Origin of the sequence: Bradyrhizobium sp. Mp27, assembly GCF_029953005.1 — a bacterium.
Classification (GTDB): domain Bacteria; phylum Pseudomonadota; class Alphaproteobacteria; order Rhizobiales; family Xanthobacteraceae; genus Bradyrhizobium; species Bradyrhizobium barranii.
On sequence record NZ_JASAUS010000005.1, the window covers coordinates 76,124 to 96,167 of the forward strand.

Below are 20,044 nucleotides of genomic sequence, written 5' to 3' on the forward strand. Positions count from 1 at the left end.
TCTTTTATTGATCTTGCGTCGGCAGCCACGTGCCGGGAATGACACGCGAATGCCCCCGGAATTCCGCAATGACGGTGTCGCCCACCCTCACGCGCACATCGTAGATGCCTGAGCGTCCGCCACGGCTGACCTCGCGCGCTTTTGCAACGAGGCGGTCACCAAGCTTGCCCGGCTTGATGAAGGTGATCTGGCCCTGTGCCGCCACGACACGTTCATTGTGCGAATTGCAGGCAAAGGCAAAGGCGGAATCGGCCAGCGTGAAGATGAAGCCGCCATGGGCGATGCGCTGGCCGTTGACCATGTCCGGCCGCACGTTCATCGCCAGCGTCGCGAAGCCCGGACCGATCTCGACGATCTCCATGCCGAGACCCTTGGAGGCATCGTCCTCCGCCCACATCGCGTCGGCGCAGGCGCGGGCAATATCCTCGGGCAACAGGTTGGCTTTGACGTTCACGCGCTTCTCCCGGCCAAATGTTTGGCCATAATGCTCTGCTGCCTGGCCATAGCTGTCAAACGTGATCGTAATCGACCACGACCCGCTCCGACGACGGCTTCGCCTGGCAGGTCAGGACGAAGCCGGCCTTCAATTCCCAGGGCTCCAGCGAATAGTTGATGTCCATCGGCGCCTCGCCCTCGACCAGCTTGGCGCGGCAGGTCGAGCACATGCCGCCCTTGCAGGCGAAGGGCAGATCGACGCCGGCGCGCAGCGCGGCATCGAGGATCGCCTCGTCCTCGGCAACCGGAACGTCGCGACGCTTGCCGTCGATGATCAGCGAGGCGATCGCCTTCGGCGGCGCGTCGGGTGCAACGATCTTCTTCGGTCGCGGCTTGCCGCCGAATTCGGAGACGAAGCGCTCGACGTGGATGCGCTCCTCCGCGATGCCGATATCCCTGCAAGTCGCCTCGATATCCTCGCTCATGCCAAGGGGGCCGCATATGAAGACATGATCGACGCTTGCCGCCGGCACCAGGGAGCGCAGCAGCACCCTCACCTTGTCGCCGTCGAGCCGGCCATGCAGGATCGGGATGTCCTGCTCCTCGCCGGAGATGACGTGGAAGATCGAGAGGCGATCGATGAAGCGATCCTTGAGCTCCTCGAGCGCCTCCAGGAACATGATGTTGTCGGTGGCGCGGTTGCCGTAGAACAGGAAGAAGCGGCTGTCCGGCTCGCGCGCGAGCACGCCCTTGACGATCGACAGGATCGGCGTGATGCCGGAGCCTGCGGCAAAGCCGACATGGATGCGTCCGCTATCTGCCGGCGGGATCACGCCGAAGCGTCCGGTCGGCGTCATGACGTCGAGCTCGTCGCCGCATTTGAGTTCGTCCGCCGCCCAGTTCGAAAATGCTCCGCCGTCGACCTTCTTCACGGCAATGCGGATCTCGCCATCATCAGGACCCGAGCAGATCGAATAGGAGCGCCGGACTTCCTCGCCATCCAGCATGGTGCGGAGCGTGAGGTACTGGCCGGGCGCGAAAGCGTAATCGCCCGCGAGTTCGCCGGGGACTGCAAAGGTCATCGACACGGCGTCGGCCGCCTCGCGGCGGAGGTCGTTGACGGTCAGGCGATGAAAGCGCGGTGCCGCTGCGGACATGATCAATGACACTTGAAATAATCGAAGGGTTCGCGGCAGGCCTTGCAGCGCCACAGCGCCTTGCAGGAGGTCGAGCCGAATTCGGACAGTAGCTCGGCCTTGTCAGAGCCGCATTGCGGGCACGCGACGGCTTGCTCGCCGAACAGCGCGCGGCGTGAGCTTGACGCCTGCGGTGGCGCGATGCCGTAGGCGTGCAGCTTCCGGCGCCCCTCCTCGCTCATCCAGTCGGTGGTCCAGGCCGGCGACAGCACGGTGCGGACCTTCGGCTGGCGAAAACCGGCGCGTTCCAACGCAAGCTCGATTTCGAACGCGATCATGTTCATGGCCGGGCAGCCCGAGTAAGTCGGGGTGATCGCGACCTCGACATGATCGCCGTCGAGAACGACGTCGCGCAGCACACCGAGATCGGCGATGGTCAGCACTGGAATTTCGGGGTCAACGACGCCCGCCGCGGCGTCCCAGGCGCGCCGGCGCAGCTCACTGTCGCGCTCCAGCACCGTCACCATGTCTGCCCCGGAAAAGTACGCTGCATCGATTGAAGCTCGGACAGGAGATGACCGAGATGCTCGCTGTGCCGGCCCGCGCGGCCGCCCTGCTGCATCCAGTCATTTTGCGGCAGCGTGAGTGTTGCTTCGCTGACGACATCGGAGAGCGTCGTCAGCCAGCGACCGCGCAAGCTGCCGGGATCAATCGCGATACCGGCATGGATCAGGGCGCGTTCTCCGTCATCGACGGCGAACATCTCACCGGTGAAGGCCCAGAGGTGATCGATCGCGGCCTGCGCCCTGGCGTGGCTCTCACCGGTGCCGTCGCCGAGCCGAATGATCCATTCCGAGGCGTGGCGCAGATGATAAGCGCTCTCCTTCTCGGACTTGGCGGCAATGGCCGCGAGCGTCGTATCGCGCGAGGCCATCATCGCGCGCCAATAGAGGTCGGCAAAGGCGGAATAGAAGAACTGCCGCGCCAGGGTCTGGGCGAAATCGCCGTTCGGCTGCTCGACCAGCAGCAGGTTGCGGTACTGCCTGACGTCGCGCAAATAGGCGAGCTTGTCCTCGTTGTTGTCCTTGCCTTCGGCTTTGGCTGCGTAGGTGTAGAGTTCACGCGCCTGGCCGATCAGATCGAGCGCGATGTTGGAGAGCGCCATGTCCTCTTCCAGCATCGGCGCATGTCCGCACCATTCCGACAGACGATGACCGAGAATGAGCGCATCGTCGGCGCGGCGTAGCGCGTAGAGCACCAGCGGTGTTTCCGCGACCTGGATGTTGGCCACAAGCATCACATGTGCCCCACTTCCTCAGGCACCTCGTAGAACGTCGGATGCCGGTAGATCTTCGATTCCGCCGGCTCGAACATCATGCCCTTCTCGGCGGGATCGCTCGCGGTGATCGCGGTCGACGGCACGACCCAGATCGACAGGCCCTCGCCGCGGCGGGTGTAGATGTCGCGCGCGGCCTGCAGCGCCATGGTGGCGTCATTCGCATGCAGCGAGCCGACATGCTTGTGCGCGAGCCCGTTGCGGCTGCGAATAAAGACTTCCCACAGCGGTGTGTTCGGCGTGGCCATCGTGATCTCCTTATTCCGCGGCTTGTGCGGTCTGACGCTGCGCACGCTTTGCGGCATAGCTGGCTGCCGCCTCGCGCACCCAGGCGCCCTCATCGTGCGCCTTGCGACGCGCTGCAAGCCGATCGCGGTTGCACGGGCCGTTGCCGGCGAGCACCTGCTTGAATTCAGTCCAGTCGATCTCGCTGTAGCGCCAGTGCCCTTCGGCGTCCTGCGTCATGCCGGGATCGGGGATGGCGAGGCCGAGATATTGCGCCTGCGGCACGGTGGCATCGACGAACTTCTGGCGCAGCTCGTCATTGGAGAAGCGCTTGATCTTCCACTTCGTCGACGTGTCGCTGTGCTGGCTCGTGGCATCAGGCGGGCCGAACATCATCAGCACCGGCCACCACCACCTGTTCAGCGCATCCTGTGCCATCGCCTTCTGCTCATCCGAGCCGCGGCACAGCGTTAGCATGATCTCGTAGCCCTGGCGCTGGTGGAAGGACTCCTCCTTGCAGACGCGGATCATCGCGCGCGCATAAGGGCCATAGGAGCAGCGACACAGCGGGATCTGGTTCATGATCGCGGCGCCGTCGACCAGCCAGCCGATGGTGCCGATATCGGCCCAGGTCAGCGTCGGATAGTTGAAGATCGAGGAATATTTGGCCATGCCGGCAAGCATGGCGTCGACCAGCTCTTCGCGCGACGTGCCGAGCGTTTCGGCGGCGGCGTAGAGATAGAGTCCGTGGCCGCACTCGTCCTGCACCTTGGCGAGCAGCGCGGCCTTGCGGCGCAGGGTCGGCGCGCGCGTGATCCAGTTGCCTTCGGGCAGCATGCCGACGATTTCGGAATGGGCGTGCTGGGAGATCTGGCGGGTGAGCGTCTTGCGATAGGCCGCCGGCATCCAGTCGTTCGGCTCGATGCGCTCCTCGGCATCAATGCGGGCCTGGAACTCCGCAGCCTTGGCCGCGTCCTCAAGACCGCGATCGTCGGTCTCGGCCGTGTTCAGCGCCTGGGTATACATGCGCATCCTCCCGTTTATTGGGAGGCAATATATAACATAAATTACTTCATGCAAGATATTTCTGTAACATATATATATATATCAGGCCCCGAACCTCCGCTCCAGGAGCTTTCGAGCCGGCGGCAGTGGCCCCTTTTCATTGGTTCCATGGCTATCAAGCCATTGTTCAGACGGCGCAAGCAGCGCGCGATAGACCTCGCCGCAGAGTTCACGTGCTGCCCTGCCAGGCCAGTCGCCCGGCAGTAAGCTCTCGGGCAGCAGCGGATCGCGCAACACGACGCGGCGGTAGTAGTGGATCAACAGGATGCGCGCGGTGAAGGCGTCGGCCTCGGACAGATCCGCACCGCGCGCGATGGCGGCACGGAACGGCTCGAACGTCTTCATGAATTTCAGATAGGCGTCGGCGGTGCGGTCCAACGGCCAGCTCGCGCTGAGCAGACGGCGGCCACTGTCATCCTCAGCCGAGACTTCAAGACGGATCGCTCCGGCAGCCTCATCCGGCACCGGCACGCCTGATGGCGCGACCCACACGCCGGGCAGCGGACTGCCGAAGCCGGCGTTGCGCAGCGCTTCGCGCGAGACGTCGCGATCCTCGCCATTGCCGATCAGGAGCAGCTCGAAGCGCCCGGTCCAGTCCGACGATGGCGGATCGTAGATGTGGCGCGCGGCGGCCTCGAAGGTCTGACTTCCTTTGTCGGCCAGGCGATAAAAACTGTTACGGCCAACCTTTTCGCGCATCAGCCAACCATCGGCAGCAAGGCGCGACATCGCGGTGCGGACCACGCCGGCATCGATGTCCAGGCTCGCGAAGAACTCCAACAGCGTGCCGAGCCACACCGAGCCGCCGCGCGGCACGATGGCGTCGCCAAACACGGTGATGACGATGGAGCCCGTGCGTGACGGCTCACGCTTGAGCAGGTCGATGATGCGGGACAATGGATGCGCCATGCGCGAGGCATAGCGCGTTTGGTGCGGGCGCGACAATGGACGGGCGCGACGCTTTCGCGGGCACCGTACGTTCTTCCCCCTCTCCCCGTCTTACGGGGAGAGGGTCGGGGTGAGGGGCTGCATCAGCAAACTCAGTGATAGACGGACTCGCGGAGAGTCCCCCTCACCCGGATCGCATCTCCGATGCGATCCGACCTCTCCCCGCAAGCGGGGCGAGGTGAAGAAGCGCTTACCGATGCGGATCGGGATAGACCATGCTGCGCCAGCCGCTGCGGTCGAACGGCCGCCACTGGCCTTCCTTCTGCGCGAGGCGGTCGGCGACCGCGTAGACGGCGGCGGGATGATGGCCCATACCGCAATGGCTACTCTCGACCTCGATGCTTTCGGTCTGCGCGCCCGTCTTCTCCATACAGCCCTGCCAGGCGCAGACGCCGTCGGTGCGGCTGAAGATGGCGGTGGTCGGCACCGGCGGCGGGACTGCGAGCTCGCCGCCGAATTGCGGATCGACCTCGTCGGACTTCCGCCCGCTCGCCCATTCATAAACGCGCCAGGCATTGGTCGAACGGGGATCGCCAGCGAAGGGGCTGCCGAGCGTGATCACCTGGCGCACGCGCGCCGGCATCATCTTGGCGAGCTGGCGCGCATAGAGACCGCCGAGGCTCCAGCCGACAAGGCTGATCTTACAGCCATGCTTGTCGCTGAGCTCCTGCACGAGATCGACCATCGCATGCTGCACGCCCTCGCGCAGGCCGTAGTTGCGGCCCTGGCGCCAACCGCTTGCCGCGTAGCCCTTGCTGGTCAGAAACGAGCGCAGCGCGCGCGTCGACGCGTCGGAGGCCACGAGGCCCGGGAACACCAGCACCGGATGCCCATCGCCGCGGGGCGCAAGGCTCAGCAGCGGTAGCGCGCCGAGGAATGCGCCGAACTCGTGGATCGCACGCCCTTCCAGGAACATCAGGGTACGGGACGGCGGACGCAGCGTCTGGGCAGTAGCGGTCATCAATGGTCCCCTGGGCAGAATTGCTGAAAAGGCTACCGGTTGCGATGCCGGCAAATGGGTATGAATTCCAACAGTCCGGCTTCTTGAACGTTCCGCAACGCAGCATGAATCAGCTAGGCGACCGGTTCCGAACATTCAAGCGGGTGAAGCCCAAGGCGACAATAGGCCCGCGCGTGAATGCCAGCGTCAGTGACGCAAAAGTCACAACCAGCGAAGCAGGAATTCTACGGAGTAGAGCGCAAGACCTGCGAGCCCGCCGATCAGCGAGCCGTTGAAGCGAATGTATTGCAGGTCGCGGCCTATGTTGATTTCAATCAGCGAAATCAGCTGCGCCATATCCCACGCCTTGACCTGGTCGGAAATGAAGGTCGAGACACCGCTCTTCTGATCCGCAACGAAGCTGCGCAGCACTGCCACCAGGCCCTTGTTGATCTCGCCGCGGAGCTCGGCATCGCCAGCGAGCGCCTCGCCCGCGGCGACGAACATGCCGGCAAGATGATGCTGCAGCACCTGCGTCTCGCCGCTCGCGCTGCGCTCGATGAAGGAGCGCATGTTGGCCCAGACGGTGCGGGCGAGATCGGCAAGCTCGGGCCGGGCGAGCAGATCGCGCTTCAATCCGTCGATACGATCGATATAGGCCTGATCGGTGCCGAGCCGATCGACGAAGCCCAGCACCATGCGATCGAATTCGCCGCGAAACGGATGTTTGGGATCGCTGCGCACCTCATTGAAGAAAGCGGTGGCGGACGCCACGATCTTGTTCACCAGAAACTTGTCGGCGCGATAGAGCCTGAGCAGGGTCGGCAACTCCGCGCGCACCTTCTCGCGGATCATCGCCATGGTCTCGTTCTGGTTCAGTGTCTCGTGCATCACGCGCAAGAGATCATCGAACAGGATCTGATGCCGCCCCTCCGCGACGAAGCCGCGCAGCGTGCCGGCCGCGAGCGGCGCAAGGTCGATCGCCTGGAGCTGCGAGGACATGCGGCGAATGATGAAGGTCATCAGACCCGAGCTTTCCGTCGCGGAGACGGCCTCCGGCAGCAGGCGCAGCGCGAAACGCGCGAGATCATCGCTGCGTTTGCGGTCGCGCAGCCAGTCGGCGACGAAAGAGCCGAAATCGATCTCCCTCAGCTTGGCCTCGACGGGGCCGGCCTCGAGGAAATGCACCTGGATGAACTCGCCGAGCTTGTCGGCGATTCGGGCCTGATTGCTCTGAATGATCGCGGTGTGCGGGATCGGAAGGCCGAGCGGCCGCTTGAACAGCGCGACCACCGCGTACCAGTCGGCGAGCCCGCCGATGGTCGCCGCTTCCGCGAAGGCCGCGATGAAGCCGAACACGGGATGCACTGGCAGAAGCCATTTCGCGACGACGAACAGGGCAAGCGTCGAGGCCAGCACCAGCGTCGCCAGTGCTTTCACGCGGCGAAGCTCCGCCGCGCGTTCGGCGTCACCGGGGGTGTCGAAGGAGAAGGTGGCGGGCGGGGTCATCACTGCATCACCCTACTCGTCATTGCGAGCGAAGCGAAGCAATCCAGAGTCTTTCCACGGAGACGAACTGGATTGCTTCGCTTCGCTTCGCTCGCAATGACGGCAGCGCAAAAAACAAAGGCCCGCCGAAGCGGGCCTCAAATTTAAGTTTGTACTCAGGGCGCCGTATCAAGCGGTCTTGGTGTAGACGTTGGCAAAGTTGTCCTGAGCGGACTTCGCACCGTTGGCAGCGAGCTTGCCGACATAGTCGGCGGTCGCCTTGGCGCGCGAGACGAAGACTTCGCCGCGGGCGCGGAGCAGGCTCGACTGGATCTCGACGGCTTCGCTGATCGACTTGGCGGATGCGAGCTTGTCGATGCCCGAGAAGAACGCCTCGGCGTCCTCGTAGATCGCCTGCTGGATGTTGCGGCTGATCTTGCCGGCCTCGGTAACGGACTCGGTCACCGCGTTCTCGACGGCGGCGGTCACGCGCTCGGAGCCAGCGAACACCTCGGCAGCACGGTCCTTGGCGGTGTTGGCGGACTTCTTGACGAACTCGCGGGCGGCCTCGGGAACTTCCAGGTTCTGGATGTTCTTGAAAGCGTCCTTGAAGCCCTCGAAGGCAGTGTTGGTTTCGGTGGTCATGGGGTTCTCTCCATCCTCATTGGGTTGAGCTATGGGCTCACCCCGTCCTCATTGGCCCGGGGCACGGCTTACATGACATAATTAATGGTGCGATGCAATATTCGTATTGCACTGCGATATCACGACATCGTGAACAGTCTTAATGGGAGGCAATTTGGCGCCTCCCTGGCCAGGCGGGTTCCCGGAGAACGAACCGGCCGCGCCTAATGCTGGACGGCACTTTTAGTGCTGGACGGCGCCTGGCAACCCATAAGCCTCCATCTGGGCCTGCACCTGCTCAATATTGTGCCCGAGCACGACGATGTCATGGGTCTTGCCGTCAACGTCCCTGACATGGTCCCGCAGCAGGGCCTCGGCCTTGAAGCCGAGGCTCTCGAACAGGGCGATCGCCGCCTGCTGGTCGACTGTCATCTGGACCGAAAGCTTTTCCAGGCCGGCGCCGAGCGCGAGCGCAAAGGTCTCCTGCGACAGCGCCCGTCCGACCCCCTTCCCGCGCACGTCGAGGGAAACAACCATCCGGATCTCGCCGACATGGGGCGACCAGGAGTGCGGGTCGCGCACCAGCGTGCCACAGCCGACGACCTTGCCGTCCCTGACTGCGAGCAGGCTGGTAATCGCGCCGCGCTCGATCTCCTTGACCCAGGCCGAGAGCACCTTCGGCTCGCTGATGTTGCGCGGCAGGAACAACAGATCATGGGTCGGCAGGCCCTTGCCGAAGGCCAGCATCGCGGCCTCGTCCGCAGGCGACATCAGGCGGATCTCGATATCGCCGGCGTCGGTCTTGACCTGACGCGGATAGGAACGCTGCTCGCTCATGTCGATCTCTTCCCCAGCCAGGAGTCCAGTTTCGGCCACAGCCGCTTCACCGCGTTGGCGCCGGCGACCAGCGAGACGTGACCGCCCTTCAGCATCACCTCTTCCTTGTCCTCGGACCCGATCTTGGCGATCAGGTGTTTTGCGGCGTCATAGGGCACGATGTGATCGTGCTCGGCGACCGCATGCAGGAACGGCACCTTGATGTCTTCGAGCTTCGCCGCGCGGCCGCCGACCGACATGGTGTCGTTGAACAGCTTGTTGTCCCACATCAGATCCTTGGTGATGGCGCGGAAATACTCACCCGCAAGCGGCAGCGTGTCGGTCGCCCAGCGGTCGAACATGCGGTACGACTTCACGAACTCATCGTTCCAGATGTTTTCCCAGAGCTGGATCTGGCTCACCGTGCGCGAGGCCGGCCGCAGCATCTCGAACGAGGACAGGATCATCTCCGGCGGCACGTTGCCGACGCTGTCGACGAGACGGTCGACGTCGAAATAGCGGCGGTCGGAGAAATTCGAGAACAGCTTCATCTCGCGAAAGTCGATCGGCGTGGTGAAGCAGATCAGGTTCTTCATCGGCCCGTCCTTGTGGATCGAGCCGTAGAGCAGCGACAGCACGCCGCCGAAGCAATAGCCGATCACGGAGACGTCCTGCTCGCCGGAATCCGCTTGCACGCGGCGGACGCAATCCGGGATGAAGTCGAGGACATAGTCCTCCATGCGCAGGCTCTTCTCCTCCGGTCGCGGCGCGCTCCAGTCCAGCATGTAGACGTCGTAGCCGCGCTTGAGCAGGAACTCGATGAAGCTCTGACCAGGCACGAGATCGAGGATGTAGCCGCGATTGGTGGTCGCCATCACGATCAAGACCGGCACGCGGTAGATCTCGTCGGACATCGGCCGGTAGTGATAGAGGCTCATGGTGCCGCGCGAATGCAGCACGTCCTTTGGCGTCGAGCCGAGCGAAGGGCCCGAAGTCGAGAAATATTCGACGCCCTTGATGCTGCGCTGGATGGCCCGCTGCACCTCGGACTGGATGCGATCCGGGATCGATGCGAAATCTAGTCCGGTGGCTGCATTCATGTCTGCTCTCCGCCCTCGGACGGCGGGCGCTTGGTGCGCGGCGGTCGCAATGCCGTATCGAAGCCCTGGGATACGCCGGAACCTGCCGCCATCTGGCTCAGCATCCACTTGATCTCACCGATCTGGCCTTCGATGGCTTGCAACCGTTCGGCAAGGCCAGTGACCTGCTCGCGGCTGGGCAGGTTCATGGAGACCAGATATTTTTCCATGAGCTCGCCGACCTGCTTCTGAGCACCTGCAGCAACGCCACCGGCCCGATTCATCGCTTGTGAAAACTCGGGCGACGACATGGCCTGGTTGGCGAAGGAGTTGAACCCCTTCTCCATCTCGCCCATCATCTTCTGCCACACGGCGACGGGGTCGTTGATCTTGTCGGTCATCGGCGTCCTCCTGGTATCGAGAGCTGCGATGCCCTTCTTTTTGGCCATACCACACCGTTGCGCGATGCCGGTCAACCGGCAGGTCGCTCAGTGCGACGCACACGGCTTCTTTGCGGCGTGAAACCATGCGATACACGATGGATCAGAAGCCAAGGGAACGCGCCCGTGACCACCCATCAGCCGCCCCAGACCATCCGCGCCAACGGCATCGCCATCTGCTACGAGATTTTCGGCAACGACAACGCCGAGCCGCTGCTGCTGATCATGGGGCTCGGGGCGCAGATGATCCACTGGGACGATGCGTTCTGCGAGCAGCTCGCCGCGCATGGCTTTCGCGTGATCCGCTTCGACAATCGCGACATCGGCAAGTCGAGCCATCTGACGGGCGGCAAACGCCTGACGCCGCTCGAGCTGCTGAAGCTGCGCTTTCTCAGGATTCCCGTCGCCGCGACCTACAAGTTGATCGACATGGCGAAGGACACGGTCGGCCTGATGGATGCGCTCGGCATCAAGTCCGCGCATCTGGTCGGTGCCTCTATGGGCGGCATGATCGCGCAGGAGGTGACGCTGTCGTTTCCAGAGCGCGTGCGCTCGCTCACCTCGATCATGTCGACGACAGGCAATCCGCGCGTGCCGCCGCCGACACGCGAGGCCTCCGCGATGCTGATGGCACCGCCGCCACGCAGCAAGGAGGAGTTCATCGTCCGCTTCGGCGAGACCTGGAAGGTGCTGCGCGCCGGGTCCTTTCCGGAAGAGGAAGCGCTCGACCCTGATCGTGCCGAGCGCGTGTTCGCACGCGGCCTCAATCCGGCCGGCGTCGGCCGCCAGCTCCGCGCCGTACTCGCCTCCGGCAGCCGCAAGGAGCGGCTGCATGGCGTGAAAACACCGACGCTGGTCATTCACGGCACCGTCGATCCGCTGGTGCGTCCCGAAGGCGGCAAGGACACCGCAGAGTCGATTCCCGGCGCAAAGCTGTTGATGATCGACGGCATGGGCCATGCGCTGCCGATGCGCTTCTGGCCCGAGATCATCCGCGCCATCGACAAGCACGCTCATGGGGCAGCGGCGCAGGCGGCGTAAACGCGACCGGTCTCCTCGCGGTGACCATGTGAGCTTCCGGTTACTCTCTTAACGCAAGCCGGCGCGAAAGCTATACAGGCCTTCCTCAATCGCAAGACAGAGGCTGCGGCCTCTCGGAGCTCACATGCATCTCATCGTCCGGTCCGTCGCAATGATTGCGGCTTTCATGCTGTCCCTCGGCAACGGCGCTGCGCTGGCCGCCAGCGCGCAGGAAGAAGCCAACCGCGCCGCCGTGCTGGCCTTCTACGAGAAGGGCCTCAACCAGAAGGACGCCGACGCTGCCCTCGCCTATGTCGGCAACCGTTATGTCCAGCACAACCCAAACGCGCCCGATGGTCCGGACGGCTTTCGCAAGTTCATCGGCTTCCTGCGCGAAAAGTTCCCGAACTCGCACAGCGAGATCAAGCGCTCATTCGTCGATGGCGACTTCGTCATCCTGCACGTTCACTCCGTTCGCGAGCCCGGCAGCAGGGGCCGCGCGATCGTGGATATCTTCAAGCTGGAGAACGGCAAGATCGTCGAGCACTGGGACGTCGTTCAGGACATCCCGGAAAATCCGGCGAACAACAATACGATGTTCTAGAGCCGTAGCCCGGATGGAGCGCAGCGTAATCCGGGACCACTCTTTGCGGATCGACCGCCCCGGATTTCGCTTCGCTCCATCCGGGCTACAAATCGCCGCCTAGTTCTTCCTCGCCATCCAGATCACATGGCGCGCGGCGCCGCCTCGTCCGGTAGCGCGCACATTGACTTCGTTCACATCGAAGCCGGCGCTGCCAAGGCGCTTGGTGAAGGCCGGGTTGGGCCCCGACGACCAGACGGCGAGCACGCCGCCCGGCCGCAGTGCCGTCTTCGCCGCCTTCAACCCGCTCGCATTGTAGAGTGCGTCATTGCCCTTCCGGGTCAGCCCCTCCGGCCCGTTGTCGACGTCGAGCAGAATGGCGTCGAAGGCCGACCGCTGCGCGCGGATGATTTCGCCGACATCGGTTTCCCGGATCTTCACCCTGACATCGTCGAGGCTGTCGCCGAAGACCTCCGCCATCGGGCCCCGAGCCCAGGCGACCACTGCCGGCACGAGCTCGGAGACCACGATCTTCGCCCTGCTCCCGAGCACAGTGAGCGCCGCGCGCAGCGTAAAGCCCATCCCGAGACCTCCGATGAGGACAACGGGCTTTGCGACCTTCTCGATCTGCTTCGCCGCCAGTGTCGCGAGCGCGGCCTCAGAGCCCGACAGGCGGTTGTTCATCAGCTCGTTGGTGCCGAGCTTGATGGAGAACTCCTTGCCGCGCCGCATCAGGCGGAGCTCTTCGTCGGAGCCGGGGATTTTGGCGGTGTCGATCTTTTCCCAGGGAATCATGCGAGAGCTTTAGCACGATCGGACGACAATCACCCTCCCGCCCAGACGTCCAGCACATACCGGTTCTTCGCGCCCATCTCCTCGATCCAGCGCGCAGCCGTGGCGGCATCGCTGCCGCTCTTCTCGCGATGGATCGCGACGAGCGCGGCCTTCACGTCGGGCTCCATCTTGCCGCCATCGCCGCAGACATAGATGATCGCGCCCTGCTCGATCAGCGGCCAGACCCTGTCCTTCTGTGCGGCAAGCATGTGCTGCACATAGGTCTTCGGTCCATCTGCACGCGAGAATGCCGTGAAGAGCTCGGTGATGCCGCTTGCCGCCAGCCCCTTCAGCTCCTCCGCGTAGAGAAAATCCTGGTCGGGATGGCGGCAGCCGAAGAACAGCATGGCCGGACCGAGGGCGGCGCCTTTCGCCTTGCGCGCGACGCGCTCCTGGAGGAAGCCGCGGAACGGCGCCAGTCCGGTGCCCGGGCCGATCATGATGATCGGCACCGATGACTCATCCGGGAGCCGGAAGCCGGCCTTGGTCTCGCGCACGGTGGCATAGACCGCATCGCCCGCGCGGCGATTGGAGAGATAGTTCGAGCAGATGCCCTTGTAGACACCGCGTCCGGAGGCAGCCGGCCCTTCGACCACGCCGACCGTGACGCTGCACCGCGCCGGGTCCACCGACGGCGAAGAGGAGATTGAGTAGTAACGCGGCGCCAGCAGCGAGAGCATTTCCAGATAAACGTGGAACGGCAGTTCGCAGGCCGGATATTCGAGCAACATGTCGAACACCGATTTGCGCCTGGCCAGAATCTCGGTGCGATAACGCTCGAGCGGCTCGGCCTCCTCGCCAACAAAGACCAGCAGCTTCGGCTTGGTGACCGGGCAGCGGGTGTGCTCGGCCATGATCTGGATCTGCTTCCGTGTCGCCACCTGCTGCAGCTCGACGAACTCGCTGAGCAGGCGTCCGACCGAGACGGCATCGCCGACCGGCAGCTGCGCGCGCCGGCCCTCGGCGACCTGAAGCCTGATCTGGTCAGCCGGCAGGAAGCCGAAGCGGCGGGCAACCGAATCCACCAGCGTCGGATCGTTGCGCGGAACGACGCTTAAGTGATCGCCGACCCGATAGGTGATGTTGGACGGCAGCTGCACCTCGATATGGCGCGTCGAACGCTCGGACGGATTGGCGCCAGACTTGTTCTGAAGTTCGTCATTGACCAGCACCTTCATCGCGACGGCACCGCCCTGCGCGACGATGGTGTTGACGGCGGTTACTGCGACAGGCTCGATCGCATAGAGCGGATCGTCCTCCGCGGTGCGGGTGAAATTCCAGTCGATGCCGAATTCCTGGGTCGCGACCTGGGCGGCCGCCGGGAACCATTTCTGGAACTGGCCGTCGAGATCGCTGCGCGCATCGCCTTCGCCGCGCGGATAGACCGCGCGCGCACCATGTTTCGACAATTGCTCGTCGATGAAGCGCGGTACCGATTGATAGGTCGCCGCCCAATCGCTGTTGCCGCAGCCGAACACGGCGTAGCGCACATTGGCAAAGGCATCCTTCGGCAGATCGTCGCCGAGCCATTTGACGAATTGCGTCGCGTTGTCAGGCGGCGCACCGTTATAGGAGGCGCAGATGATCAGCACGCCGCCCTCGTGCGGCAGCTTGCCGACGTAATCGTCGAGCGGTCCGAGATGCACGGCAAAGCCGTTGATCTCGGCAAGGTCGGCCATGCGCGTCGCGAGCTCCTCGGCCGTGCCGAGGTTGGAGCCGTATAGCACCAGCATCGGCGTATTGTGGCCGGGCCGCGTCGTCGGCTTACGAGGCGCCCGCGGGCCCGAGGACGCAGCCGCGACAGGGCCGCCATAGGCGCCGCGCTCGCGATCGGCGCGCGGACGTACCTTGATCTTGAAGCCTTCCGGCTTCATCGTCAGCGTTTCCTTCAGAAGCATCTGATAGCGCTGGTGGTCGATCAGCTTGAAGCGCTGGAGGATCATGCCGAGCGCGAGCGCGGCTTCGTGCATGGCGAAGCCGCGTCCGATGCAGGCACGCTGGCCGTTGCCGAACGGCTTCCAGGCATTGACCGGTCGTTTGGCTTCCGCCTCGCGGCTGAAATTCTCGGGATTGAACGCGTCGGGATTTGGACCCCAGACCGAGGGATCGCGATGCAGCGCCGTCACCAGGATGGTGATGAAGGTGCCCTTCCTGAGCCTGTAGTTGCCGCCGCCGACGGTCTCGTCGTTCAGCGGCGAGATGCCATAGGCCGGCGCCGGCGGCCACAGCCGCAGCGCTTCCTTGAGGATCTGCGTGATGTAGGTGAGCTGCGTCACCTGCTGGTAGGTCGGCTTCGCATTGACGTCGGGGCCGAAGACGCGGTCGACCTCGTCATAGGCCTTCTTGAGAATGTCCGGGTGCTTGAGCAGAGCGTAGAGCGTGTAGGACAGCAGGCCGCTGGTGGTCTCGTGGCCCGCGATCAGGAACGTGTTGATCTGGTAGCGGATGTTGATGTCGTCAAGCTGCTCGCCGGTCGAGCGGTCGACGCCGGTCATCATCGCGGCGAGCATGTCCTTCTTGTCGTCGATCCCTTCCGCGCTCTTGCGGCGCTCGGCGATGATCTCGTCGACCATCTTGTTCATGAAGGCGACGTCCTCGGCGAGCGTCTTGCGCCGCTTCTGCATCCAGAGCTGCTCGAACGGCAGGCCGCGCGTCATCATGATGGTTTCGAGCGAGCGCACCAGCGACTCGACGAAGGGATGGTAGTCGCGCCGGTAGAAGGAATTGAAGCGGTACTCGAAGCCGCACAGGCCGATCGTGTCCAGCGTCAGCGCGGTCATGTCATGGACGACGTCGATCTCGTCGTCGGCGTTGAGCCGTTCCCATTTGTTGACGAGCTGCTCGGCGATATCGACCATGCTCGGGTGATAGGACTGCATGGCGCGGTTGCCGAACGGTTGGAGCAGGATGTTGTGCGCCTTGCTCCAGTTCGGCTCGCGGGTGTCGGCCGTGAAAAGGCCGTCGCCGCCGACCGCGCGCACGCGGCGCAGCGCACCACGCACCGTCTTGTCGAAGCGCTTCTCGTCGGAGAGCTCGTCGACGAGATCGTGGCCGGAGACGACGACGATCGGCGAGCCCATCATGTCGAGCCAGAAGATCGGCCCGAGTTCCTTGGCGAGCCGGGTCAGGTGCTGCACCGGCGCGGCCGAATCCAGCGACAGCATGTTGCCGACCACCGGCTTGGTCGGCGGCTGCGGAATCGGGTCCAGACGGTTCTTGGATGACATTTAAATGTAGTCCCCCTGCCTCAATGTTCGTCATTGCGAGCGAAGCGAAGCAATCCAGAATATATCCGCGGAGGCAGTCTGGATTGCTTCGTCGCTTCGCTCCTCGCAATGACGAGTTCGCAACGACGAGCGCTAACCAAACCGCCTTCTACGCCATTCGATCAACTTGGCGCTGACCTCTTCCGGCTTCTCCTGCTGCGTCCAATGGCCGCTGTCGCGGACCAGATATTTTTCGAGATCGGGAATCAGCTTGTCCATGCCGTCGGCGGAAGACGGCGGCAATACCGCGTCGTTCTCGGCCATGATCATCAGCGACGGCACGCGCACCGTATGATCGAGCCCTTCGGCGCGCGTCCAGTTGCGCGACATGTTGCGGTACCAGTTGATGCCGCCGGTGAAGCCCGTTCGAGTGAAATTGTCGACGAACACCTTTTTCTCTTCCGGCGACAGGATCGGCGTGCGCGGATCGTGCTTCGCGTCGTAAGCCGCAATCATCTGCGGAAACGCCAGATTCACCCGCGGAGAAGCGCCCACGCCGGCAATCACTTCTTCTGCTGGCGCATCGGGCGGGCGCGGCGCCGGCTTGCGCATGAACGCATCGAATGTCTGTTCGACGCGGCTGCCGAAGATCCTGTCGGGTTCACGCGCCGGATCCTGGAACTGCACGATGTACATCTTGTCGCCGAAGCGAGCGCGCAGCAGCTCGATCGGATCGGCCCAGGCACGGTTGGTATGAGGCGTGTTGATGCCGACCACCCCCGCAACCCGGTCGATGTGCCGCAGCGGCATCTGCCAGACGATGAAGCCGCCCCAGTCGTGACCGACGAAGATGGCCTTGTCGATCTGGAGATGATCGAGGAGCCCGACGAGGTCGCCGGTCAGATGTTCGATGTCGTAGGCCTCGACCGGCTCGGGCCGGTCGGTCGCGCCGTAGCCGCGCTGGTCCGGCGCGATCACCCGGATGCCGGCCTCGCTCAGCGCCTTGATCTGGTGACGCCAGGAGAAGGCGAGTTCCGGCCAACCGTGGCACAGCACCATCGGCGGCTTGTCGCTGACCGGGCCCGCCTCGTAGTAGCCCATGCGGATTCCGTTCGTCTGCACGAACTTGAGCGGTGGCATCTCAATCATCGCAATATTCCTACTCTGCGGCGCCCTTGACGTCGGCCGCCGGCGGCGCGTAGGCCGCCTCCAGCGCGGCGAACTCCTCCGGCAGCATGTCGCACATCACCTGCACGTGCGGAATGATGTTGGCGCCGACGATGAAGCCGAAGTCGAGCTGGTCGCGATAGCTCTGCACGGTGATGTTGAGCGCCTGTCCATGCGTCGAGATCGACACCGGGAAGATGTGCAACAGCTCCGCGCCGGCGGCATAGAGCGTCTGCCGCGGCCCCGGCACGTTGGACACCGTGATGTTGGCCGCCGGCGGCAGCACATCCGACAGGTTCGAGCGGCTGTAGAGCAGCGCCAGAACCTGCACCATCATCGGCGCACCCAGCATCGAGATGTTGGAAATCTGCGGCATCAGGGCCCGCAACGGATGCGACATCTCCTTGGACTTGGTCGACTGCGCGATGATCGCCTCCAGCCGCGCCTTGGGATCGTCGATATTGGTCGCGATCGAGCAGATCATGCCGAACACCTGGTTGTTGGCCTCGGTGTTGCCTTCCTCGCGCAGCGAGATCGGCACGGCGGCGGTCAGCGATTTCGCCGGCAGCGTGCCATATTGCTGGAGGTAGCGCCGGACCACGCCGGAGGCGAGCGCCAGCACCACGTCGTTGAGCTTGCCGCCGGCCTGCTTGGCGAGCGCCTTTGAACGCGACAGCGAGATCGAGACGCCGGCAAAGCTGCGTTCCGAGGAAATCGTCTTGTTCAGCATGGTCGGCGGCGACACCATGCTGGCGAGGCTTTCCCGGGATTTCGGATCGGAGATCTTGCCGAGCACGTCGGAGACGCTCTTGACCATGGTCGGGATGTTGCCGGCGAAGCGCACCGCGCTCTCGATCTGGTACATCGCATTGTCGAACAGGATCGAGCCGATGTCGCTCTTGCCGGTGCGCGGCAGCTGCAGGTTCTTCGCGGCCGCCGAGGCATCGAGCGGCTGGGTGAAGAGCTGCTGATAGGAATCGAGCAGGTTGGCGGCGATGTCGCGCGCCTCCTGTCCGGGCTTGCTGCCCGCCGTCGGCGGATCGACCTTCCGCGGGGTTGGCGAGATATCGTAGATCATGTTGGTCAGCGCCGCCCCGGCGCCGCCGTCGATGGCGGCATGGTGCATCTTGGAATAGAGCCCGACCTCGTTGTCCTTCATGCCCTCGAACACGTAGAACTCCCAGAGCGGCCGGGCGCGGTTCAAGAGCTTGGCGTGCATCCAGCCGACGATGCGTTCGAGCGTGGCGCGGTCGCGCGGCTGCGGCAGGCTGGCGCGGAAGATGTGGCGGTCGATGTCGAACTGGTCGTCCTCGACCCAGGAGGGATGATCGATATCGAGCGGCGCCTTCTCCAGCCGCGCCTTCAGGATCGGCGCGATGTGCAGGCGCGAGACGATCATCGCCTTGAAGTCTTCGAAGAAGTCGCCCTTGTAATCGTCAGGCAGGCGAAAGATCGCCATGCTGCCGACATGCATCGGCATCTCCGGCGTTTCCAGATAGAGAAATGATGCGTCCAGCGACGACAGCTTCTTACCGTCAGCCATAGTTCCCTCCGCTCGTTTTGACGGGCGCCTTTGCCGGCGCTTCTCGTCAGGCCGATACTGCCCGTTCCGGCGGGGCATATGCAATGGCAAACGGCCCTGCCCGGTCGAACGGCCAGAATTCCCCCTCCGGTTGGGCCAGGCGGTCCGCCACGGCCCACAGCGCAGCGGGGTTCACGCCGAGCCCGATATGGCTCGCCAGGTGCACCTCGATGTTCTCGGCACGGTCGGAGGGACGCAACAAACAGGTTCGCCAGTTCACGACACCGTCGGCGCGCGAATAGATCGACGTCGCCGGCACCGGCAGATCGCCGGCGATCGCCTCGCGCAGTTCGGCAAAATCCTCGACACGATCGCCGGACAACGCTTCGTAGAGCCGCGTGGCGTTGGTCGCCCGCACGTCGTTGGCAAACGGGCTGCCGAGCGTGACGACGTAACGGACCATCTCGGGCGCCTGGAGCGCGAGATCGCGGGCATAGACGCCGCCGAGACTCCAACCGACCAGGCTGACCTTGCGTCCGCTCGTGGCGTGGATTTCGGCAAGGCGCGTGCGCAAGGCCTCCCTCATCCGCCCCAGCCCACCGAGATTGCGCCCCATCCGCCAGGCATGCGCCTCATAGCCGAGCTCGCTGAGATAGCGCCGCATCGGCACCATGGAGAGATCGCTGGCGAGAAAGCCCGGCAGCGTCAGCACCGGATGGCCGTCGCCCCTGGGCGCGCGCATCAGGAGCGGCGACAGCATTACGCTGGCGTTGAATTCGAAAAGTCCACGGGCTTCGGCCAGCAGCAGGCCGAAGCTCGGCGGACGAAGCCGGCCCGACGCCTGCGGCTCGTCCGGCCCGGGCGACATTTATTTCTTCTTGTCGCCGCTGCGCGGGCTGCCGAGGCCAGCCATGGTGACGAACATGTCCTGAAACCGCTCGGCGATCTTGGGATCGAAGGTGAACCAGCTCTGGATCAGCGATTCCGGCGAGACTTTCTCGATGTTGCTCAGGACCTGCTGCTGCAGCTTGTCCATCACCGCCGTCTGCATCGGCGACACGTCGGGCAAACCGAAGAACTGGCGGGCCTCGAGGGGGGTGCAGTCGATTTCGATATTAACTTTCATGTCCCCTCCAGATGAGATTCGAGCGGCCTGTCGCAGTATCACCGCGAGACGGTG

The 20,044-nt window shown here is 64.0% G+C and carries 21 protein-coding genes; 2 read left to right on the top strand and 19 right to left on the bottom strand.

Translation table 11 applies throughout. The annotated features are described in order from the left end of the window. Positions 1 to 4: 4 nt before the first annotated feature. The 13 genes from paaI to QJT78_RS05435 form a co-directional block, all read right to left on the bottom strand. Complete coding sequence (gene paaI, locus QJT78_RS05375) at positions 5 to 454, bottom strand: hydroxyphenylacetyl-CoA thioesterase PaaI (RefSeq protein ID WP_028146858.1); 450 nt, start codon at positions 452 to 454, stop codon at positions 5 to 7. A 55-nt stretch (positions 455 to 509) separates the two neighbouring features. Continuing rightward, entirely contained in the window at positions 510 to 1,592 is a 1,083-nt protein-coding gene (paaE, locus tag QJT78_RS05380) for a 1,2-phenylacetyl-CoA epoxidase subunit PaaE (protein WP_028146857.1), read from the bottom strand. Positions 1,593 to 1,594: 2 nt separating this feature from the next. Continuing rightward, positions 1,595 to 2,098, bottom strand: coding sequence for a 1,2-phenylacetyl-CoA epoxidase subunit PaaD (gene paaD, locus QJT78_RS05385; protein ID WP_028146856.1), 504 nt, complete (start codon positions 2,096 to 2,098; stop codon positions 1,595 to 1,597). Next, complete coding sequence (paaC, locus tag QJT78_RS05390; protein ID WP_028146855.1) at positions 2,092 to 2,868, bottom strand: 1,2-phenylacetyl-CoA epoxidase subunit PaaC; 777 nt, start codon at positions 2,866 to 2,868, stop codon at positions 2,092 to 2,094. Before paaC ends, paaD begins: the two co-directional genes overlap by 7 nt. Then, the gene (paaB, locus tag QJT78_RS05395; protein ID WP_014496929.1) at positions 2,868 to 3,155 is read right to left on the bottom strand and encodes a 1,2-phenylacetyl-CoA epoxidase subunit PaaB; all 288 of its coding nucleotides are present in this window, start codon (positions 3,153 to 3,155) and stop codon (positions 2,868 to 2,870) included. Before paaB ends, paaC begins: the two co-directional genes overlap by 1 nt. A gap of 10 nt (positions 3,156 to 3,165) precedes the next feature. Next, the gene (gene paaA / locus QJT78_RS05400) at positions 3,166 to 4,158 is read right to left on the bottom strand and encodes a 1,2-phenylacetyl-CoA epoxidase subunit PaaA (RefSeq protein ID WP_028146854.1); all 993 of its coding nucleotides are present in this window, start codon (positions 4,156 to 4,158) and stop codon (positions 3,166 to 3,168) included. A gap of 81 nt (positions 4,159 to 4,239) precedes the next feature. Then, positions 4,240 to 5,106 (bottom strand): phenylacetic acid degradation operon negative regulatory protein PaaX, encoded by an 867-nt coding sequence (paaX, locus tag QJT78_RS05405; protein ID WP_281460191.1) that lies wholly within the window; start codon positions 5,104 to 5,106, stop codon positions 4,240 to 4,242. 229 nt (positions 5,107 to 5,335) lie between these two features. Further along, a complete protein-coding gene (locus tag QJT78_RS05410; protein ID WP_028146852.1) occupies positions 5,336 to 6,106 on the bottom strand; it encodes an alpha/beta hydrolase in 771 nt (256 codons plus the stop codon). Between the two features lie 201 nt (positions 6,107 to 6,307). Beyond that, complete coding sequence (locus QJT78_RS05415) at positions 6,308 to 7,594, bottom strand: DUF445 domain-containing protein (RefSeq protein WP_028146851.1); 1,287 nt, start codon at positions 7,592 to 7,594, stop codon at positions 6,308 to 6,310. A 168-nt stretch (positions 7,595 to 7,762) separates the two neighbouring features. Next, the gene (locus tag QJT78_RS05420; protein ID WP_028146850.1) at positions 7,763 to 8,218 is read right to left on the bottom strand and encodes a phasin; all 456 of its coding nucleotides are present in this window, start codon (positions 8,216 to 8,218) and stop codon (positions 7,763 to 7,765) included. A 222-nt stretch (positions 8,219 to 8,440) separates the two neighbouring features. Next, positions 8,441 to 9,034 carry a GNAT family N-acetyltransferase gene (locus tag QJT78_RS05425; RefSeq protein ID WP_028146849.1) on the bottom strand — a complete coding sequence of 198 codons (594 nt, stop codon included), beginning with the start codon at positions 9,032 to 9,034 and terminating at the stop codon, positions 8,441 to 8,443. Next, complete coding sequence (locus QJT78_RS05430; RefSeq protein ID WP_028146848.1) at positions 9,031 to 10,113, bottom strand: alpha/beta fold hydrolase; 1,083 nt, start codon at positions 10,111 to 10,113, stop codon at positions 9,031 to 9,033. Before QJT78_RS05430 ends, QJT78_RS05425 begins: the two co-directional genes overlap by 4 nt. Beyond that, a complete protein-coding gene (locus QJT78_RS05435) occupies positions 10,110 to 10,493 on the bottom strand; it encodes a hypothetical protein (protein WP_028146847.1) in 384 nt (127 codons plus the stop codon). The genes QJT78_RS05430 and QJT78_RS05435 overlap by 4 nt, the downstream gene beginning before the upstream one ends. Before the next feature lie 165 nt (positions 10,494 to 10,658). On the opposite strand from QJT78_RS05435, the gene QJT78_RS05440 reads away from it, so the two are divergent. Together QJT78_RS05440 and QJT78_RS05445 are read left to right on the top strand one after the other, a co-directional pair. Then, positions 10,659 to 11,573 (top strand): alpha/beta hydrolase, encoded by a 915-nt coding sequence (locus QJT78_RS05440; RefSeq protein WP_028146846.1) that lies wholly within the window; start codon positions 10,659 to 10,661, stop codon positions 11,571 to 11,573. Positions 11,574 to 11,697: 124 nt separating this feature from the next. After that, on the top strand, positions 11,698 to 12,156 hold the full coding sequence (locus QJT78_RS05445; protein WP_028146845.1) for a nuclear transport factor 2 family protein: 459 nt from the start codon (positions 11,698 to 11,700) through the stop codon (positions 12,154 to 12,156). A 99-nt stretch (positions 12,157 to 12,255) separates the two neighbouring features. On the opposite strand, the gene QJT78_RS05450 is transcribed toward QJT78_RS05445, so the two are convergent. The 6 genes from QJT78_RS05450 to QJT78_RS05475 all read right to left on the bottom strand — a co-directional run bounded on the left by QJT78_RS05450 (position 12,256) and on the right by QJT78_RS05475 (position 19,990). Then, positions 12,256 to 12,930, bottom strand: coding sequence for a spermidine synthase (locus QJT78_RS05450; protein ID WP_028146844.1), 675 nt, complete (start codon positions 12,928 to 12,930; stop codon positions 12,256 to 12,258). 29 nt (positions 12,931 to 12,959) lie between these two features. Continuing rightward, entirely contained in the window at positions 12,960 to 16,196 is a 3,237-nt protein-coding gene (locus QJT78_RS05455; RefSeq protein WP_028146843.1) for a cytochrome P450, read from the bottom strand. Positions 16,197 to 16,328: 132 nt separating this feature from the next. Continuing rightward, complete coding sequence (locus tag QJT78_RS05460) at positions 16,329 to 17,324, bottom strand: alpha/beta hydrolase (protein WP_028146842.1); 996 nt, start codon at positions 17,322 to 17,324, stop codon at positions 16,329 to 16,331. A gap of 10 nt (positions 17,325 to 17,334) precedes the next feature. Continuing rightward, positions 17,335 to 18,885, bottom strand: coding sequence for a wax ester/triacylglycerol synthase family O-acyltransferase (locus QJT78_RS05465; protein ID WP_028146841.1), 1,551 nt, complete (start codon positions 18,883 to 18,885; stop codon positions 17,335 to 17,337). Between the two features lie 46 nt (positions 18,886 to 18,931). Then, a complete protein-coding gene (locus QJT78_RS05470) occupies positions 18,932 to 19,732 on the bottom strand; it encodes an alpha/beta hydrolase (protein WP_028146840.1) in 801 nt (266 codons plus the stop codon). Then, the gene (locus tag QJT78_RS05475; protein ID WP_028146839.1) at positions 19,733 to 19,990 is read right to left on the bottom strand and encodes a DUF6489 family protein; all 258 of its coding nucleotides are present in this window, start codon (positions 19,988 to 19,990) and stop codon (positions 19,733 to 19,735) included. Positions 19,991 to 20,044 lie beyond the last annotated feature (54 nt).

Excerpts from the sequence above, each read along its gene's own strand:
- paaE (WP_028146857.1), bottom strand. The coding sequence starts at position 1,592 with ATGTCCGCAGCGGCACCGCGCTTTCATCGCCTGACCGTCAACGACCTC.
- paaD (WP_028146856.1), bottom strand. The coding sequence starts at position 2,098 with ATGGTGACGGTGCTGGAGCGCGACAGTGAGCTGCGCCGGCGCGCCTGG.
- paaC (WP_028146855.1), bottom strand. The coding sequence starts at position 2,868 with ATGCTTGTGGCCAACATCCAGGTCGCGGAAACACCGCTGGTGCTCTAC.
- paaB (WP_014496929.1), bottom strand. The coding sequence starts at position 3,155 with ATGGCCACGCCGAACACACCGCTGTGGGAAGTCTTTATTCGCAGCCGC.
- paaA (WP_028146854.1), bottom strand. The coding sequence starts at position 4,158 with ATGTATACCCAGGCGCTGAACACGGCCGAGACCGACGATCGCGGTCTT.
- paaX (WP_281460191.1), bottom strand. The coding sequence starts at position 5,106 with ATGGCGCATCCATTGTCCCGCATCATCGACCTGCTCAAGCGTGAGCCG.
- QJT78_RS05410 (WP_028146852.1), bottom strand. The coding sequence starts at position 6,106 with ATGACCGCTACTGCCCAGACGCTGCGTCCGCCGTCCCGTACCCTGATG.
- QJT78_RS05415 (WP_028146851.1), bottom strand. The coding sequence starts at position 7,594 with ATGACCCCGCCCGCCACCTTCTCCTTCGACACCCCCGGTGACGCCGAA.
- QJT78_RS05420 (WP_028146850.1), bottom strand. The coding sequence starts at position 8,218 with ATGACCACCGAAACCAACACTGCCTTCGAGGGCTTCAAGGACGCTTTC.
- QJT78_RS05425 (WP_028146849.1), bottom strand. The coding sequence starts at position 9,034 with ATGAGCGAGCAGCGTTCCTATCCGCGTCAGGTCAAGACCGACGCCGGC.
- QJT78_RS05430 (WP_028146848.1), bottom strand. The coding sequence starts at position 10,113 with ATGAATGCAGCCACCGGACTAGATTTCGCATCGATCCCGGATCGCATC.
- QJT78_RS05435 (WP_028146847.1), bottom strand. The coding sequence starts at position 10,493 with ATGACCGACAAGATCAACGACCCCGTCGCCGTGTGGCAGAAGATGATG.
- QJT78_RS05445 (WP_028146845.1), top strand. The coding sequence starts at position 11,698 with ATGCATCTCATCGTCCGGTCCGTCGCAATGATTGCGGCTTTCATGCTG.
- QJT78_RS05450 (WP_028146844.1), bottom strand. The coding sequence starts at position 12,930 with ATGATTCCCTGGGAAAAGATCGACACCGCCAAAATCCCCGGCTCCGAC.
- QJT78_RS05455 (WP_028146843.1), bottom strand. The coding sequence starts at position 16,196 with ATGTCATCCAAGAACCGTCTGGACCCGATTCCGCAGCCGCCGACCAAG.
- QJT78_RS05460 (WP_028146842.1), bottom strand. The coding sequence starts at position 17,324 with ATGATTGAGATGCCACCGCTCAAGTTCGTGCAGACGAACGGAATCCGC.
- QJT78_RS05465 (WP_028146841.1), bottom strand. The coding sequence starts at position 18,885 with ATGGCTGACGGTAAGAAGCTGTCGTCGCTGGACGCATCATTTCTCTAT.
- QJT78_RS05470 (WP_028146840.1), bottom strand. The coding sequence starts at position 19,732 with ATGTCGCCCGGGCCGGACGAGCCGCAGGCGTCGGGCCGGCTTCGTCCG.
- QJT78_RS05475 (WP_028146839.1), bottom strand. The coding sequence starts at position 19,990 with ATGAAAGTTAATATCGAAATCGACTGCACCCCCCTCGAGGCCCGCCAG.